The sequence below is a fragment of the Bifidobacterium asteroides genome (assembly GCF_003202695.1).
Taxonomy (GTDB): Bacteria; Actinomycetota; Actinomycetes; order Actinomycetales; family Bifidobacteriaceae; genus Bombiscardovia; species Bombiscardovia asteroides_G.
This window is the reverse complement of the sequence record NZ_QGLL01000008.1, coordinates 105,143-117,471: the sequence shown is the minus strand read 5'-3', so window position 1 is coordinate 117,471 and position 12,329 is coordinate 105,143. Positions and strand designations below refer to the sequence as shown.

The 12,329-nt window shown below is 54.5% G+C and carries 15 protein-coding genes, 1 tRNA gene, 1 pseudogene and 1 riboswitch; of the genes and pseudogenes, 5 read left to right on the top strand and 12 right to left on the bottom strand.

The annotated features are described in order from the left end of the window. Positions 1-82 precede the first annotated feature (82 nt). The 4 genes and pseudogenes from DKK75_RS05250 to DKK75_RS08215 form a co-directional block, all read right to left on the bottom strand. Positions 83-1,108, bottom strand: coding sequence for a threonine aldolase family protein (locus tag DKK75_RS05250; protein ID WP_110452402.1), 1,026 nt, complete (start codon positions 1,106-1,108; stop codon positions 83-85). An 87-nt stretch (positions 1,109-1,195) separates the two neighbouring features. After that, positions 1,196-1,466, bottom strand: a pseudogene (locus DKK75_RS05245) (NAD(P)(+) transhydrogenase (Re/Si-specific) subunit beta); the annotation flags it as partial. Positions 1,467-1,675: 209 nt separating this feature from the next. Further along, positions 1,676-2,587, bottom strand: coding sequence for a hypothetical protein (locus DKK75_RS05240; RefSeq protein ID WP_110452401.1), 912 nt, complete (start codon positions 2,585-2,587; stop codon positions 1,676-1,678). 383 nt (positions 2,588-2,970) lie between these two features. Further along, on the bottom strand, positions 2,971-3,612 hold the full coding sequence (locus DKK75_RS08215; protein WP_258333167.1) for an ACT domain-containing protein: 642 nt from the start codon (positions 3,610-3,612) through the stop codon (positions 2,971-2,973). 31 nt (positions 3,613-3,643) lie between these two features. Continuing rightward, positions 3,644-3,704, bottom strand: a riboswitch (guanidine-III (ykkC-III) riboswitch). A gap of 146 nt (positions 3,705-3,850) precedes the next feature. Between DKK75_RS08215 and DKK75_RS05225 the strand changes: the two genes are divergently transcribed. Next, complete coding sequence (locus tag DKK75_RS05225) at positions 3,851-4,702, top strand: aldo/keto reductase (RefSeq protein WP_110452399.1); 852 nt, start codon at positions 3,851-3,853, stop codon at positions 4,700-4,702. Between the two features lie 94 nt (positions 4,703-4,796). On the opposite strand, the gene DKK75_RS05220 is transcribed toward DKK75_RS05225, so the two are convergent. Beyond that, on the bottom strand, positions 4,797-5,351 hold the full coding sequence (locus DKK75_RS05220; protein ID WP_110452398.1) for an NAD(P)H-dependent oxidoreductase: 555 nt from the start codon (positions 5,349-5,351) through the stop codon (positions 4,797-4,799). A gap of 13 nt (positions 5,352-5,364) precedes the next feature. Further along, on the bottom strand, positions 5,365-5,691 hold the full coding sequence (locus tag DKK75_RS05215) for a carboxymuconolactone decarboxylase family protein (RefSeq protein WP_110452397.1): 327 nt from the start codon (positions 5,689-5,691) through the stop codon (positions 5,365-5,367). Positions 5,692-5,809: 118 nt separating this feature from the next. Between DKK75_RS05215 and DKK75_RS08040 the strand changes: the two genes are divergently transcribed. Then, on the top strand, positions 5,810-6,385 hold the full coding sequence (locus tag DKK75_RS08040) for a hypothetical protein (protein WP_181414474.1): 576 nt from the start codon (positions 5,810-5,812) through the stop codon (positions 6,383-6,385). Here DKK75_RS08040 and DKK75_RS05205 read toward each other — a convergent pair. Continuing rightward, entirely contained in the window at positions 6,347-7,243 is an 897-nt protein-coding gene (locus DKK75_RS05205) for a LysR family transcriptional regulator (protein WP_110452395.1), read from the bottom strand. The genes DKK75_RS08040 and DKK75_RS05205 overlap by 39 nt on opposite strands. 275 nt (positions 7,244-7,518) lie before the next feature. Between DKK75_RS05205 and DKK75_RS05200 the strand changes: the two genes are divergently transcribed. After that, positions 7,519-8,496, top strand: a complete 978-nt coding sequence (locus tag DKK75_RS05200; RefSeq protein WP_110452394.1) for a DUF3737 family protein — start codon at positions 7,519-7,521, stop codon at positions 8,494-8,496. Between the two features lie 178 nt (positions 8,497-8,674). Here the strand turns inward: DKK75_RS05200 and DKK75_RS05195 are convergent, their stop codons facing one another. Further along, positions 8,675-9,103 (bottom strand): hypothetical protein, encoded by a 429-nt coding sequence (locus tag DKK75_RS05195; RefSeq protein ID WP_110452393.1) that lies wholly within the window; start codon positions 9,101-9,103, stop codon positions 8,675-8,677. Between the two features lie 208 nt (positions 9,104-9,311). Here DKK75_RS05195 and DKK75_RS05190 point away from each other — a divergent pair, with 208 nt between their 5' ends. Beyond that, positions 9,312-9,533: a hypothetical protein gene (locus tag DKK75_RS05190; protein ID WP_110452392.1), complete on the top strand. Its 222-nt coding sequence runs from the start codon at positions 9,312-9,314 to the stop codon at positions 9,531-9,533. Positions 9,534-9,639: 106 nt separating this feature from the next. Here the strand turns inward: DKK75_RS05190 and DKK75_RS05185 are convergent. The 4 genes from DKK75_RS05185 to DKK75_RS05170 all read right to left on the bottom strand — a co-directional run bounded on the left by DKK75_RS05185 (position 9,640) and on the right by DKK75_RS05170 (position 11,838). Continuing rightward, a tRNA-His gene (locus DKK75_RS05185) sits at positions 9,640-9,715 on the bottom strand. Between the two features lie 120 nt (positions 9,716-9,835). Further along, entirely contained in the window at positions 9,836-10,294 is a 459-nt protein-coding gene (locus tag DKK75_RS05180; RefSeq protein WP_110452391.1) for an ASCH domain-containing protein, read from the bottom strand. A gap of 15 nt (positions 10,295-10,309) precedes the next feature. Then, entirely contained in the window at positions 10,310-10,852 is a 543-nt protein-coding gene (locus tag DKK75_RS05175; RefSeq protein WP_110452390.1) for a DNA-deoxyinosine glycosylase, read from the bottom strand. Then, positions 10,849-11,838 carry a YwiC-like family protein gene (locus DKK75_RS05170; protein ID WP_181414473.1) on the bottom strand — a complete coding sequence of 330 codons (990 nt, stop codon included), beginning with the start codon at positions 11,836-11,838 and terminating at the stop codon, positions 10,849-10,851. Before DKK75_RS05170 ends, DKK75_RS05175 begins: the two co-directional genes overlap by 4 nt. A 118-nt stretch (positions 11,839-11,956) precedes the next feature. Between DKK75_RS05170 and DKK75_RS05165 the strand changes: the two genes are divergently transcribed. After that, positions 11,957-12,325 (top strand): DUF488 domain-containing protein, encoded by a 369-nt coding sequence (locus tag DKK75_RS05165; RefSeq protein WP_110452552.1) that lies wholly within the window; start codon positions 11,957-11,959, stop codon positions 12,323-12,325. Positions 12,326-12,329: the final 4 nt, after the last annotated feature.

The window sequence follows — 12,329 nt, the reverse complement described above, 5'->3', positions numbered from 1 at the left end:
TAAATACCCCTCCCCTAAGGTGAATTGGCAGGGGAGGGGTGTCAGAATGATCAGGGACTTGCCTGGATTAGCGTGGGCGGCCTTAAAGCAGATTGATCAGAGCCTGGGTGTCCTCGGCTGCTGTCGCCCAGGAGGTCGCTAGTCGAATTACTGTGTGAGCGGCATCGCTGCGTTCCCAGAAGTCGAAAGCGACCTGCTTGGACAGCTCCTCCATGCGCTCATTGTCCAGGCGGACGAAGGTCTGGTTGGTGGGGGCGTCCATGACAATCTGGTACCCCTTCTCACGCAAAGCCTTTTTGATCATCGCTGCCTTCTGGATGGCGTTGCGGCTGATGCGCAGGTAGAGGTCATCGGTAAAGAGAGCGTCGAACTGCACTCCCAGGAGTCTTCCTTTGGCCAGGAGTGCACCTCTTCTTTTGATCATGGTGCTGAAATGCTCGGGAGCGTTCCCTCTGGGGAAGACGACCGCTTCGCCGCAGAGTGCGCCCACCTTGGTACCACCGATGTAGAAGACATCGCAGAGACGGGCTATATCCGTCAGGTCGATGTCGGTTCCGGGGGCTACCAACCCGTATCCCAGCCTGGCCCCGTCCAGGTAGAGCGGAATCTTGTATTCCCGACAGGTCTGCGAGAGATCCTCCAGCTCCTGGAGGGTGTAGAGAGTTCCATACTCTGTGGGATGGGAGATGTAGACCATGCCTGGGAAGACCATCTGCTCATGGTTTTCGTCGGCGTAGAAGCCTTCCAGGAAGGCGTTGAGATCCTCTGCGCGGATCTTGCCCTGCTCGCCGGGGATGGTCAGGACCTTGTGACCAATGGCCTCAATGGCGCCGGCCTCATGAACGTTGACATGTCCCGAATCCGCGGCGACCACTCCCTGGTAGGACTTCAGCAGGCAGGAGGTGACGACCTGGTTGGTCTGGGTTCCTCCGGCCATGAAATAGACCTGGGCCTGGGGGCAGCCGCAGGCCTGGGCGATCTTCTGAGCTGCGGAGGAACAGTACCGATCCTTGCCATAGCCGGGAAGGCGCTCCATGTTGGTGTCGATCAGCCGTTGCAGGACTTCGGGGTGGGCGCCCTCGGAATAGTCGTTGACAAATGACAGCATATAAGTCCTTCCGGTTCGACGATAATTGGCTCGGGGCCAGCCAAGCGGTTTCTGAGCCATGGCTCTTACAACAGCATATGCGACGAGTCATCCAGCTGATGCTCTGTCGATGAGATCCTTGGCGGATGCGATGATCACCTGAATGCTGACCTTGGCAGCGTTGAAGATCTTCTGGGTGTTTGGGTTGAGGTAGAGCCCGTTCTCGCGATGCCTGCGTATCCCTTCTCTTGCCTCGCTTAAGGATGACAACATGCTGTGACTTGTCAACGTCCAGGATGGGCATGCCAGATACTGTGGTCCCTGATCGGCGGGCTGCCGCGTTGGTCGCGTCATTGACGCCGACCACCAAGGCGATGTTCTTGATGGCCAGCTGCTGTGGGGGTTGACCATGCAAAGGGCGCCACGCATCCATAAGAATGATGAGCGGCGCCCTGAGGCGCAAGACCTTAGCGAATAGAACGCTTTGGCTGATCAATTCATTGATCTGCAGCGGCAATTCTCACATCCGTGGCCAGTCAGCCTTTCTAGCCTTGTGCACCGTTTCAGATCCAGGCTCACTGCAGTGTCTTATTCCTTCCCCTCGCGCTTATCATTCGCCACAGGATTCTGTGGCTTGGACTGCACCGGATTGTGATGGTAGATAAGGGCGAAGGCAGCCAGGGTCTCGATCATGCTGGCGATGATCCAGGCTATGACGATGGCGTTCTGATGTTTGCTGACTGTTCCCATTCGGGTGAAGATGAAGACATCCATGATGAAGGTTTGAAGGACCAGAAGGACCGTAGCCACAACCACCGTCCTGGTGTGCCTGTCCGCCTCCGTTCCTTCTCCCTCCGGTTTGCCGGGAGACTTGAAGCTGGCGTAAGAGAGGAGCCAGATGCCGATTCCGAAGAGGACAGCGGCAAGAGGCAGGGAGAAGAAGATCGGCATGGTGCTCAGGCTGAGGCCCAGAGCTGCGACCAGGACTGCCGAGGCCAAGCCCAGATAGAAGGAATCATGGTTTTTGGCCTGGTGCGGTTTGGCAGGTCTACTTTCGTTGGTCGGCTGAGATGGTTTGTTTGCAGTAAATTTGCTCGGTTCGCTCGGCTTGTGGTCATGGGAGGGGCCATGCTCTTTGTCTGCGTGGCTAGCCTGCGCGTGGTCAGCAGCTACGGCCTGTTCCTGTCTATTGTGTATTTCAGGTTTGCCATGATCAGCATTCTTGCCGGGTGAGTCCTTGCCCTCCCTCTCGCCTATGTGTTCTGGTGCAGGCTTTTGCTTGGGGGCATCTTCGGCTTGGTGTTCTTGTCTGACGTTCGCATTGCTCCCAGGTTTTGGTATGCGGTTCTTGTCGTTCATTGGTGTTTGCTCAGAGCTCTCCCGGGTGTCGTTGCCCAGTGAGGAGTCGCCCTCGTGCCTTTTCTGCTGGTTGCCCGGTATTCGTGATTCCTCATTCCTGTCTTGGTTCTTATTCGCACGTTCGTTTCGATTGTTGCTCATCTGACCCTCCAGGCTCGTTCTTCCCCGATACTTGTGGCAGGTCTGCCGGCGACCTGCTTACTTTCAGGAAGCAACCTCCGTTGAGGCCAGTTTATGTGTCCTTTTCTCATAAAAGCGGCATTGACCGGCACCAGGTCGACATCATGGCGTTTTTGACCTTTTATGGGTGGAGCATTGATGGCTGGACTAAAGGAATGGGCTGCGAAAGCGCTGGATTCCTTGCAATATATCCAGAAAGGTATTGTGCGTGGGTGGTATCCGCGCTCATCATCTGGATTTTCGAGTGTTGGCCCATGATGCTTTTTGCGCTCTCACGTCTTTTCTTCTTCTGCCCATTCTTAAGGCAGAAGACGTAACCTGTGCCGCTATCTTGCTGTTGTCGGTCAGCTGATGGCATATCCAGAATTGCTGAGGGCGTCCAGGGCAGCAGGGAAGTCCTCAGCCTTGGTCAGAACATAGTCTGTGTTGTAGGTCGAGACAGCGAAAATGCCTATGCCCTTGTCTGCAAGAATGGTGGCAATCGGCGCCAGAATGCCGATGAGCGAAAAATCGAGAATGCCTTGGATGCGGAAGGCCCGCCAGCCGTCGCTGCGTTCCAGGGTCTGGCTCGGAACCATGTCGGCTGGACAGACCAATGAAGCTTCTTGGTCGGTTCGACCCGTAAAAACATAAGGTGAGTTCAGGTCAATCTCTGTGTAATCAGCAACTTTGCAGACAGTCAGGTCTGCCTTTATGGGCTGGATGCGGATGTCTTGCACTTGGCTTGTCGCTGAGTTGCAATTCTTGGGGGTAAGTGACTTGTTTTTTGAGCGGAAGCGGATGATGGCATATAGCGCAACAAGGACCCATCCGCATTCGAGGGCGAAAAAGGCCCACTGCCGGCTAGCCAAGGCATCGACGGTCAGTAAGCTTGCGCCGACAAGGTTTAGAACAAGATTGACCCAGCTGCCCCTGGGCAGGCCCACCAGCTGCATGGAAACAAAGGCCATGAGCAGTAGCAGAAATCCAATAAGTTGAACTAGCATGAGCAAACGCATCCTTCCACGAGTGATTTGCTGAGCGTCGTCGTCAATCCGGGTACGGCGCCTCTCGTCCGGGGAAGGGATGCTTCCGAAAGACACTGTAGCACCACTGGCAGGGGTCGAAGACATGTTGCCTCCGTATATGCAAAAGATGAATGGGCAGCCATATGCGGCAGGCATTGTACTGCTTTGCTGCCCTTTGTTAGATTGCAGGAGGACATCACCGAGGAGATGATAGAGCATGGAAGAACTGCAGCTGAGCAATGGCGCCGAGCTCCCGATATTGGGATATGGAGTCTACCAGATAGATGATCTGGATGAATGCAAACGTGGGGTGGCGTCGGCCCTCGATGACGGCTATCGCCTTATCGATACGGCCGCCTGTTACGGCAATGAAAGAGCAGTGGGGGATGCTCTGAGTGAAGCCGCCATTCCTCGAGAGGAGGTGAGCATCTCTTCAAAGGTCTGGATTCAGCATAATGGTTACGAGGGGACGATACAGTCCTTTGAAAAAACATTGATGAACCTGCAGACGGACTACCTGGATCTGTACCTCATCCATATGCCTTATGGCGATTATCAGGGGTCGTGGAGAGCTATGGAAGACCTGTACGAGCAAGGTCGAGTTCGTGCCATCGGCGTCTGCAATTTTCTACCTGACCGGCTGATCGATTTGATTCTTTCCAGCCGAATTGCGCCCATGGTCAATCAGATTGAGCTACATCCCTTCACCCAGCAGATCGCGCTTCGAAAGGTCATGGCCGAGCAGGGTGTTGCACCCATGGCCTGGGCGCCTCTGGCTGAAGGTCGTCGAGGCATTTTCGACAATCCTGTCCTCAGACGCATTGGCCGACGTTATGGCAAGACACCGGCCCAGGTGGTATTGCGCTGGCTGACCCAACAGGGGATATGCGCCATCCCGAAATCCGTGCACGAGGAACGGATTCGCGAGAACCACAATATTACAGATTTCAGTCTTGATGATGACGATATGCATGACATTAGGGCTATGGATACGGGAGGGCCGCTCATTCTTGATGTGGATACGCCCGAGGAGGCTACACGTCTGCATGGGATATCCTATACACAGTGACTGAGGTCCACTGAATCGATAAGACGAGGGCGCCCGCACTTGAAGATTCCAGTGCGGGAGCCCTCGTCTTGATGTCAGGGATCGTCGCTGAGGTCTATTGTGCTGGCCAGTCGTCTTGCAGACGGCTCAAATAATCCTTGGCTGCCTTTTCCAGGTTCTGATCGCTCATGCCTGAGCTGACTCCTGTGAGAATAAAGGGCTTCCGATAAACGGTTCCGATGAGATTGCTAGTAGCTTTGAACGGAGCCAGGAGCTCGTCCACCGTATAGCCGAATTCACCCTCATGGTGATAGTTCTCTCCAGCAGAGCCGACCGAGACAGCGAGCATGAGTTCTTTGCCTTTCAGGGCATCGCCGTGGGTACCGTAGGCCCATCCGTAGGTAAGCACCAGGTCTTCCCACTCTTTGAGCAGGGGAGGGCAGCTGTACCAATACATGGGAAACTGCCATACCAGACGGTCACAGCCTTTGACGAATGCTTGCTCGCCGGGAATGTCGATTTGGCCTGAGCGCAAGGCAGCGTATTCGTCCCGGACCAGGATGCCCTCATCATCATGCCCCGTGGCTTCCCGCATGAGGCGGGCGTTGGTCCGTGAGGCTTCCATATGGGGGTGGAAGACCAGGACCGCCGTCTTGGTGTTTTGTTCCATGCCTTACTCTCCTTCAGTCATCATTTTGCCAGATTTGCTTGGCACGGTTGAAGGCCGACCAGGCCTTCGGCCAGCCTGCGTAGAAGGCCAGATGGGTGATTTCCGCTACTATCTCGTCCTTGGTGATGCCGTTCTTTTTCCCGATGTTCAGATGAGCGTCGAGCTGTTCTGTGCTGCCCATGGCAATCAATGCAGCTATGGTGATCATGCTTCTGTCGTGTGCGGACAGTGCTTGTTCATCAGCCCAGACTTCGCCGAATAGAACATCGTCATTCAGAGCTGCGAACTGAGGTGCGAATTCGCCCAACTGTTCTCTTCCTGCTGTTTGTTTTGTGACCATGATCTTCCCTTCCTTGCTGACTGTATGATGGTCCAAGACGCAGGTTCACTGTTGTCTTGGATGTGAACGGCAACAGTTTAGGGCTCTCGAAACGGTATGTATAATGCCGATTGCTTATATGTTGGTATTCGTTTTTTGCATGGGTTTAGCAGCGTCTCTGCCCGGTCGGTTTCTTCTTTGCTGGCCGCAATACCGCTTTTTGCTCGCGAGAGTCAGGCCGTCTTTTGGGTTGTTCGGCAATGGGCGGTTAGCGTTGAAATTCGGCCGGCAGAAGATCAACATTCATGAGGCTGGTCACGAGATTGATCCCAAGTCTGACAAGTCTGCGCCCGGCTCTGCTGATTTGTGTCTGCTGGTGGAGGATTCGCTGGATGATGTGGTTGCCGCGCTTCATGAGCATCATGTCGAATATCTGGGTCCGGTCAACCGGACTGGCGCCCATGGGGCCATCACCTCGGTGTGTGTCAGGAACCCCGATAGGAACCTGATCGAGCTTTCCAGTACGACCAGGACTGATACCAGGCAGGAGCCGGATACGTCAGCACGTGCATCCTTGCGGCTAGATTCTTTGAGCCGATGGTTCGATAAGTGCAGCTTGGATTTCGTGTTCCTGTTTATATTTCGAGTCGCATCGCAGCGTTTTCCTGGTTTATGCCTATTTGCAGGCGTTTTCTATTCCAATCTGCCTTCGTAATATTTCCAGGTACTGACTCGCCGCCGATGAAAAATGTCTATTGCTCTTCCAAACCAGGTTCACTCTCGTTCTAAGTTCAGGTACCAGAGGTTTGAAGACCAGATTCGAGTCCTCGGTCAGATTGATGATGTGGTCCAGACAGAGCGCGTAACCACATCCTTCGCTGACGAATAGTGATGCGTTGAAGAGCAGATTGTAGGTTCCTACAACATGCAGTTCATGCTCCGAGAAGGAACTCCACCCGCTGAATTCTCTGTCGAACCTGACTTGCCGTGAGAGCAGGAGGGGTATCTGCTCAAGATCTTCCTGGTGGATGCCATCATGGCTGGACAACGTGGAGTCCTTGCGCATGAGTAATCCCCATCTGTCGGCTGTAGGCAAGCTGATATAGGAGTATTTGGTGTTGTCCGAGGGCTCAAATAGCAGGCCAAAATCGAGAAGCCCTGATTCTAATTGATCTGTTACGGCCTGACCATTGCCGCTGAAAATGTGGAACTTTACCTGAGGATATTGCTGCAGCATACACTCTGCGGCCCTGGCCAGGAAGCGCACGGCTTCTGTTTCTCCTGCGCCGATGTAGACATTGCCGTTGATTGGCTTGTCCATGCTTGTGAGCTCGGCTTCGGCACGGTCAGCCATGAGCACGATCTCGCGTGCCCGGTCACGCAACAGTTCCCCGGCCGGAGTCAGCGAGATTGTGCGGCTTCCGCGGTCAAAGAGTTTGTGCCCTAGATGCTCTTCCAGATCTTTTATCTGCCTGGACAGAGATGGCTGGGATATGCTCAGGTACTCAGCTGCACCAGTGATGCTTCCCTCTTCAACGATGGCCAGGAAATACCTCAGCACCCGTAAATTCAATCTAAGCCTCCAAGCGGTTCACTTTTGACGAGACCATGATCAATGGCCTTGATTCTTTGCATGATGATTCTGCCTATGTCAATCTGACATCCATGGGCATATTAAATGTCAGATCTCTTATTTCGTCATATCTATTAAGCATGATTATACATTAAATATAGGTATTTGATATGAATCAACCATTGGTATTTACTGTTTTTAGTTTCAGCACATGGGCGTCATCGCTCTAGTGAATTCTATCTAATTGCTTGCTGCTTTGACGAAAGGAACAGTTAATGACTTCCAGTTCATTTCAAATCAATACAAATAAATCTGAATCTGTGGTTCAAATTAAGGGGAAGTCGCAGGTCTCTGGGGTGGAAGAGTCAAATGAAGTGGAAGCAGAACCCGGACCGCGTCCTAAAACCGTGCAAAGGCGATTGACGGGTGAACGCGCGGCTTTCTTCTGCAAACATCATGATTTTGACTCGGTCACCTTTGCGAATGGGGAATCCCCACTCAAGCATGCCAGTGATATACGTCTTAACCAAAGCGGTTTTCAGTGGAAGTATCCACTATGGTATTGCAAAGATATTTCCTTGAAGGATTGCACGCTGTTCACCATGGCCAGAGCTGGAATCTGGTATACACAAAACATAAGCCTTGAGGACACAACTATCCAGGCCCCCAAAACTTTCAGGCGCTCCAGCGGCATAGTAATGAGGGATGTAACCATGCCTAATGCGGATGAGACCCTATGGAATTGTAGCGACATCGATATGGAGCATGTCAGCGCGCAAGGCGATTATTTTGCCATGAACAGCCACCGCATCAGAGCACGCGATTTCAGCTTGGATGGCAATTATTCCTTTGATAGTGCCAGTGACATAAATATTGACCATGCCCGAATACTGTCCAAGGACGCATTCTGGAATTCGGAGAATGTAACAGTGCGGAACTCAACCATCTCAGGGGAATACCTAGGTTGGAACTCTAAAAACCTGACTTTTGAGAATTGCCAGATCGAAAGCCTGCAGGGCATGTGCTACATAGATAACCTTGTTCTGCGCAATTGCCGTCTGATCAACACAACTTTGGCTTTCGAGTATTCAAATGTGGATGTGGAAGCCAAGGGTTATGTAGACAGCATACTCAATCCACAGTCTGGAACCATTCGGGCGGATGGATTCGGCAAGATTGCTTTAGAGCCTGAGCGAGTCGATCCTGAGAAAACCATCATTGAAGAAAATTCTCCGACTTCGCGTACGCGGTAATTGCGTCGGAAGCCGCTGTCCTATCAGGAGTAATAATGATCAGCTTGCTGACAGGTCTCGCGATCGGACTGGTTTTTGGAGTGCCTGAAGCGCCCGTCGGGGCCGGGCCTGCTACCGACGATGATTCAGTGCACGGCGGCGATGGGCGGCATCCTGTGTGATGGGGATCATGGCCATGTCAGTCCCCCTGCCCGGGCAGCGCATCCGAAGCGGCTATGATGGCACGGAGGGGCTCCTGGTGGTCGATCCACCATGATGCGGATGTCTGGGCCTTGAGCCAGGCGATGGCGCTGGCCACTGCTTTCTGATTTTTAGCGGTCCCGTGCTCGTCCCGGGCGTCGTGGTCCTTCTGCGCCTCGTCCTCCATCCTCATCAGCATCTCCACGATCTTCTCGCGTATGTCGGCGGCGCGAAACACCTGCTCGTCGCTGCCTTCAAGCGCGGGCAGGCCATCAAGCTCCCAGCGGACCTTCGCCGCCCAGCAGGATGGGCAGTCGATGGTCCTGTACCGGGCGATCTTCTTCTTGCGCCTCCCGAACAAGTTGATGCCCTTGATCTCCACCGTGTCCGTATGCCCGCACCTGTAGGTGATGCGGCAAAGTGCCATCTTGTCCTCCTCGATTGTGTGTACCCCTGCTGATGTCTATATTGCATCGCTAACGATGTGATACAAGGTGGGGATATTCGGACGCGTCACACTAGGGCGGCGACCTCCCGGCCCTACTCATATCATCATATAGGTCCGGCCTATCATCCAGATATAGTCTATAATCTCCGATGACATCTCCCAGATACCTCAAAACAACCCCGGCTATGTGTCCGCCTCCGACGACGAACGGGAGCGGCTGACCATCCTCCTGCACAAGCGCCTCGACCAGCTCATCGACCAGGAGCAGCAGGCCGGACTCAGCGAACAAGATCGCGAGCGCCTGGCAGCCATCCACCAGCAGATCAGAACAGACCTGGCCACTATCCGGTACGGGGCCACGGAGCGGACCGTGAGAGAGATCGAGCGCCGGTATCGACCTGGTCGCTAGATTTTTGCCGACTTTGGCACACAAATGACGCACAAAGTTTAGCGATAAGCAGTTTTCACAAATATGATAAAACCTCTGTTTCCCAGTCGGGAGTAGGGATTTGAGGTGGGGTGGCTAACGCGGCTCGAACGCGCGACCTCCTGAACCACAATCAGGTGCTCTACCGACTGAGCTATAGCCACCATAATGAATTGACCCGCATCGCAGATCAATGCAACAGATGAAACTATACACGATGGTATGACGTGGCACGCCGGTGAGGTTCGACCCATGCCTAAAGATCGTGCTTTGTCTTTGAACCTTCAGTTCACGACCATGGCTTCTACATAAAAAGTCTCCAGCACCACCAGGGTCTGATCATCGACGGTGAAGTCGGGATCATCCAGTGCCTGCAGCATGTTTTCTGAGGTCCAGAAGGACTCATGAATCTTGCGCCACTCAGTAAGGGTTTTATAGCCTTCTCCTTCATTCAGAACATGCTGCAGCGTGACCAGGCCGAGTCGGGTCACGCTCACCGAGACATATCTAAGGAGGGCAACCGGCTGGTCATCTGAGTTCAGCAAAACTGTTCGTCGGCCGGAGGAGGGGGGTGGCTCATGATCATGGATGAACTCTGCCATCAGGCTGGTCGTAGCAGTTTTACGCCCATCAAGGATTGCTTCCACTAGACGATCACGTTCTGGACCGGGGAAGGCGAATTCATCCTTGGAAAGATTCCTGACATCTCGGACTTTGACTGTCGGTATTTGTCTATTGGTCATAGTCGATGCGACTGCCTAGCTTTCTGGTTCTCTTTCATCGATTGCTTTTCTTATGGGCTGGTAGGCCTTGATCAGATCGACCAGGCTCATAGCGGCATTGGCAGGACTGGTCGACGGCAGATTGATCACCGTCGGCCGATACCCCTTCTCCTCCAGTTTCGGCAGACAGTAGCGACGGTAAAGCTGGCCGGCCTTGCGACCAGTAGTGAATATGGTGCCTATAGGTGCGCGGTCCAGCAGGCTGGCAATGTTGTTAGGCACCACCCCGGTGATTGAAGCGTCGGAGGCGCCGTGGATGTCGCATTCTTGGATGACATCCCAGAGTGCTATGCCGTGATTGAGAGCAAATCGAGCGCGGACAGCCGGATCCGGCTCTGGAACAGGCTGGTCGAAAAGTGCGGCCAGTACAGGCCAGAAACGGTTGCGCGCAAACATGTAGTAGAAGCCAGCCTCGCGCGAACTCGGGCTAGGAATGGATCCCAGGATCAGCACACGGGACTGACTATCCCAAAGAGGTCCGAACTCGTGCTTGACATGCGTGGCTGCGGTTGCAGTCATGCGTTGAGTAGGTTTGTCAGAGCCGCAGTCATCACGTCAGCCTGTGCAATCACCAGAATGAAGACCAGCAGGCTGGTCGCACATTCGACCAGGCCCACATACTTGATGGGAATGCGCCGCCGACGGGAGATTGCGGGCAACAGGGCCGCACGAATCAGCAGAAGCAGGGCTGTTAACAGAGGCCACCATCCCGCAGTGCGCACCATGGCGACTCCGATCAGGCAGAGGGCCAGGTTCCAAGCCAGAGAAAGCAGGTAGCACCAGGTCTTGCCGCGCTCGCGGATCATGGTCTTGACGAAGATGACCGAACCGAACTGGGTCACAGCGAAGACAGCCGCACTGACTACGCCGATTGAAGGCAGGGCAGCGCTTGGGAAGAATCCGCTGCCGAAGCAGTCCACAGCAGGATTCGGCTGGCATCCGAAGTATCCGGTGTTGACGCTTCCCTGACCTGGTTCCGGCTTCTGGAATCGTGATCCTAGCGAGATGGCGATCAGACAGAGGGTGCAGGCCGCTATCACGGCAATTATATCGTTCCACCAGGAGCGTTCCGTACGCATCCAGGCGGCGGCAAAATTCAGCACGCCTAGGACCAGGTAGAGCGGGGCCCATCGCAGGAGCCCAGGAGTGCCGATCAGCAGGATCAGCCCGGTAGCGGCCGTGAGCAGGGCGTATCCCAGAGCTGGTGGTGCGAATCTGGCAGCTCGGTGCGAAACCATCCATCTTGAGCCAGTGAATTCGAAGCAGTAGCAGAAAGCCCAGGCGACCATGAGCAGCAGGCTCCTCCAGGTCGGGCCTCCGACCAGCAGACCGGCCAGTCCCGGCATCAAGGCCATGGCCCATCCGCCTATCTGGTCGGGTATCCATAGCCGCCGCTGTCGTGCTTTGGGTCCTGATCCATTCATGTCTGTCGATTTGCGGGCTTGAGGGTTTGGTCTGCTGCCGTTTGACCCGGCGGCCTTGCCCCTGTCTGCGTCTGTAAGCATAATCATCAGCCTACGCCCTGGTATGGCTGTCGCAGCTTCTTCCTTAATGCGGATTCGGACAATATCATGGTCCAAGGAGACATGAATCACACAAGTCCCTGGGTTCAGGAGGCAGATGATGGGTCAGGTGGATATCAAACGCGTATACGAGCAGGCGGCTGACGAGGATGGGGTCCGCATCCTGGTCGACAGGCTCTGGCCGCGCGGCGTCAGCAAGGAGCGGGCAGCCCTGTCCGGCTGGCTTAAAGACATCGCTCCCAGTCCGGACCTGCGGCGCTGGTGGCATCATGATCCGGACCGCTTCGAGGACTTCGCCCGCCGCTACCGTACTGAGCTGGATGAGAATCCTGCCTTGGAGGATCTGCTGAGCATTGTGCGTGAACATGATCGGACGACGCTGGTCTATGCGGCCAAGGATCCAGCCGTCAACCATGCTCTGATTCTGCGCGACTATATCCGGCAGGCTCTTGAGAAGGAAGACAGGTAGACGG

Coding starts and splice junctions, on each gene's coding strand:
- DKK75_RS08040 (WP_181414474.1), top strand. CDS start 5,810: ATGTTGGTATTCGTTTTTTGCATGGGTTTAGCAGCGTCTCTGCCCGGT.
- DKK75_RS05220 (WP_110452398.1), bottom strand. CDS start 5,351: ATGGAACAAAACACCAAGACGGCGGTCCTGGTCTTCCACCCCCATATG.
- DKK75_RS05215 (WP_110452397.1), bottom strand. CDS start 5,691: ATGGTCACAAAACAAACAGCAGGAAGAGAACAGTTGGGCGAATTCGCA.
- DKK75_RS05180 (WP_110452391.1), bottom strand. CDS start 10,294: ATGACCAATAGACAAATACCGACAGTCAAAGTCCGAGATGTCAGGAAT.
- DKK75_RS08215 (WP_258333167.1), bottom strand. CDS start 3,612: ATGCTAGTTCAACTTATTGGATTTCTGCTACTGCTCATGGCCTTTGTT.
- DKK75_RS05165 (WP_110452552.1), top strand. CDS start 11,957: ATGGGTCAGGTGGATATCAAACGCGTATACGAGCAGGCGGCTGACGAG.
- DKK75_RS05200 (WP_110452394.1), top strand. CDS start 7,519: ATGACTTCCAGTTCATTTCAAATCAATACAAATAAATCTGAATCTGTG.
- DKK75_RS05195 (WP_110452393.1), bottom strand. CDS start 9,103: ATGGCACTTTGCCGCATCACCTACAGGTGCGGGCATACGGACACGGTG.
- DKK75_RS05240 (WP_110452401.1), bottom strand. CDS start 2,587: ATGAGCAACAATCGAAACGAACGTGCGAATAAGAACCAAGACAGGAAT.
- DKK75_RS05250 (WP_110452402.1), bottom strand. CDS start 1,108: ATGCTGTCATTTGTCAACGACTATTCCGAGGGCGCCCACCCCGAAGTC.
- DKK75_RS05175 (WP_110452390.1), bottom strand. CDS start 10,852: ATGACTGCAACCGCAGCCACGCATGTCAAGCACGAGTTCGGACCTCTT.
- DKK75_RS05225 (WP_110452399.1), top strand. CDS start 3,851: ATGGAAGAACTGCAGCTGAGCAATGGCGCCGAGCTCCCGATATTGGGA.
- DKK75_RS05170 (WP_181414473.1), bottom strand. CDS start 11,838: ATGCTTACAGACGCAGACAGGGGCAAGGCCGCCGGGTCAAACGGCAGC.